Genomic DNA, 3,172 nt, shown 5'->3' with positions numbered 1-3,172 from the left:
CGAAGCTATAAATAATTTAATCAATATGTTCCAAAATAAAGATTTTCCTCAAAAACTTGCTTTAACGATTATCAAGAGAGTGGATGAAAATATACCTAGTGATAATTGGAGCATCACAAACAAAATTATTATGCTCATGATAGGCAACACTACTGACGCTAGAGGATACAAACAATGGCAAGAGGCTGGCAGACATATCAAAAAAGGCGAAAAAGCCTTCTATATCCTTGCACCAAACACCAAAAAAATCAAAAACGAAGAAGATGAAGATGAATATATCATTACCGGATTCAGACCTATTCCGGTATTCAGATATGAAAGCACTGAAGGCAAAGAAATCCTGCACCATGATTATAAACCCCAGGAGCTCCCACCATTTTTAGATGTAGCTGAAAAAATGGGTATTAAAGTAAAATGGAAGCCCATACATAAAAATGCTTATGGTTACTATCGTCCTTGGGATAAAAGCATAACATTATGTTCCCAAGACTACATAGTGTACTTTCACGAATTAGCTCATGCGGTACATGACACTATAGAACCATTGAAGAATGTAGATACCAATAAAGCAGAAATTGTTGCTGAACTTAGTGCAGCGGTGCTGACAGAAATGCTTGGCATAAGTGGCTATGAACAGCAAGCATATGATTATATCAAAACATATACAAAAGGGAAAAAAGATAAAAACGTCATTATCTCTATCACAAACGTACTGAACACTGTACAAAAAGTAGTAGAAAAAATTACCAGCATTGCAGAGAAAGAGCAGAAAACAGCAGCATAATATAAGTAATGGAAATAACTAAAATTAGCTTCGTTACTTATATAACTATAATAATAAAAATAATGTTAGTTATCTTCATTACTAACGTTATTTTTATAACTAACATAATCTTCGTTATGAAAGGATGAAAAATATGTCAAACATGGACTATAGTTATTGGAACTTGAATCCTCTAGTTTTAGATAAAGGAGAAGAAGTAAAAGAAGAATTACTAAAATACTATGAATTAGGTTATGATGAAGATAATAAAACTGAAGAAACAGCATATAACGAAGTAAAATATATTGTCAGAAGCGGCTGTAATCTTGATGAACTATTTGACATGATTAATTACGAAAAACTTAAGGCTGTAGTATCACTTATCTGCACAAAGTATGAACTCGATGATTCGGATTTCGATATCTATGTCAATGGTATTGATATAAGCGTAGCTTATCAACATAGCCAAATCGCTTAATCTATTATTTTCGTTAGTAACATTACGAAAATAATAAGGATAACAGCAATTATTTTAGTTATGAACATAATAAAACTAACGTTAATAATAAAAATAATGTTAGTTATCTTCATTACTAACGTTATCCGTGGCACTTGACTATGGGATAAATAATGATATAATAAAAACATAAAAATAAAGTAAACATACGCTGCAATATATCACAGGGAGGTGCTGAGATGGAATTATCTTATATGGATTATATTTGTTATTTGGTTAAGCAGAGCGAAATAGCAAAGCCTATTTACTCTGCTGGACTCGCCCAAAAAGTCGCAGAAAGGTTTGCTATGCCTACAAAAAAAGCTGCAATGGCCACAGCAGTTGCCTTAAAGAGAATTTTAGATGGTAGGCTGATAAATGACTTTCGGTTCTATAAAAAGGGAATATATTATAGAACTAAGGTTACTCCGTTTGGCGAATTGGGTATTGATAAAGAAGCAGTGATTGCGGATAAGTACCTAACTGGTGATAATGGATATGAATCCGGGCTGTCCTTATTGCATAAATGGGGACTGACTACTCAAATTCCTAATGAGAAGGTTATTGTAACTAATGTGGTTGCTCATGGTGCTAGAAAGGATAAAGTGCTTGGTATTGTCACCAAAGCTCCTAAGATAGCTGTAAATAAAGATAATAAAAAATATCTACAGATTCTTGATGTTTTAGAGCTTCTTAACAGAGCACCTGTGGATGCCGAAGAACCATACCAAATAATTGCAGAACTAATAGATAAATTGGGATTGTCCTACAGAATGCTTTTAGCTTTGGCGGGAGAGTATTACAATGGAAATACAGTTAAGCAACTGAGTAAAACAGCGATTGCAGGAGGATTGGCGGCATGATTCTACATAACGATCAGGATGCTTTCAGAGTACTGCTAGAAACAATACATAATGAGACTGGGTATCGTAAGGATGTTTTAGAAAAAGACTATTATGTAGTTTTGTTGTTAAAAGAACTATCTGGACTGCAGCGGGATGGATTACCAGCTTATTTTAAAGGTGGAACAGCTCTGTACAAAGCATTGAAAACTACAAATAGGTTTTCAGAAGATATTGATTTATCTGTTGATACAAGAAATTGCACCCGCACAAGAAGTGATAAGTTGCTTGAAAAGGCTACCAAGAAGTATGTATCGTTGGAACGTGATGCGAGCAAGGGAGTAACACACAGATCTGAGGTAATAGCAGTGTACAACTATAATCCAGTTACTGTTATTGACGAAAATGATGCTTTGCAGAGATTTGGTAACGTAAAAATTGAGGCAACATCATTTACAATTAGTGAGCCGGTGGCACCGTTAGAGGTAACTCCTATGCTTTATGAGCTAGCTGATGCTAGATTCAAAAGTATATTGGAAGATACATATCAGATTAAACCATTTACTGTTGATACGATAACTTTAGAGAGAATCTTCGTTGATAAACTTTTTGCTGCAGAAGCCTATATAAGAAATGCGAATGTTGGTAATAGAGCATTTGAAGCGGCTAAGCATATCTACGATTTGTCGGTGATGAAAGAGCATCCCAAAATCAAGAAATTCATTAGGGATGATGAGCACCTTCGTAAACTTGTAATGATAAGGCTTGAGGAGGAACTGCAAAGGCTAGATGGTATACCCAATGTTCTGCCAGATGAGTTTCTCTTTTTGAAAGATTCTATTCATAAATCTATGGTTAAGGATGCGTACAACATCATGCAGAAACAGTATGTATTGTTGGACAAGGATAGGATTAGCTTTGCCGATGCAGAGAAGGCTATTGGTGAAATTGAAGCAGAATTAAAAAATAAAACTGTATGGCGCGATTTGAAACTATAGGATTGGGCTCACTAAAGGTCATCCAATCCATGCAGGTGAGAGTCAATTCCTCATTTAGCCAATTGGCAAAACA

At 34.9% G+C, this 3,172-nt stretch carries 4 protein-coding genes; all 4 read left to right on the top strand.

Annotated features, from left to right (window positions below):
- The coding region (locus tag BN587_RS04195; RefSeq protein ID WP_303684834.1) for an ArdC-like ssDNA-binding domain-containing protein at nucleotides 1-784 on the top strand (784 nt) is incomplete at its 5' end.
- Nucleotides 785-917: 133 nt separating this feature from the next.
- On the top strand, nucleotides 918-1,241 hold the full coding sequence (locus BN587_RS04190; protein WP_021719896.1) for a hypothetical protein: 324 nt from the start codon (nucleotides 918-920) through the stop codon (nucleotides 1,239-1,241).
- Between the two features lie 218 nt (nucleotides 1,242-1,459).
- A complete protein-coding gene (locus BN587_RS04185) occupies nucleotides 1,460-2,122 on the top strand; it encodes a hypothetical protein (protein ID WP_021719895.1) in 663 nt (220 codons plus the stop codon).
- Nucleotides 2,119-3,099, top strand: a complete 981-nt coding sequence (locus BN587_RS04180) for a nucleotidyl transferase AbiEii/AbiGii toxin family protein (RefSeq protein WP_021719894.1) — start codon at nucleotides 2,119-2,121, stop codon at nucleotides 3,097-3,099. Before BN587_RS04185 ends, BN587_RS04180 begins: the two co-directional genes overlap by 4 nt.
- Nucleotides 3,100-3,172: the final 73 nt, after the last annotated feature.

The organism is Phascolarctobacterium succinatutens CAG:287 (genome assembly GCF_000434895.1).
Taxonomy (GTDB): Bacteria; Bacillota; Negativicutes; order Acidaminococcales; family Acidaminococcaceae; genus Phascolarctobacterium_A; species Phascolarctobacterium_A succinatutens_A.
This window is presented reverse-complemented; position numbering and strand designations above follow the sequence as displayed.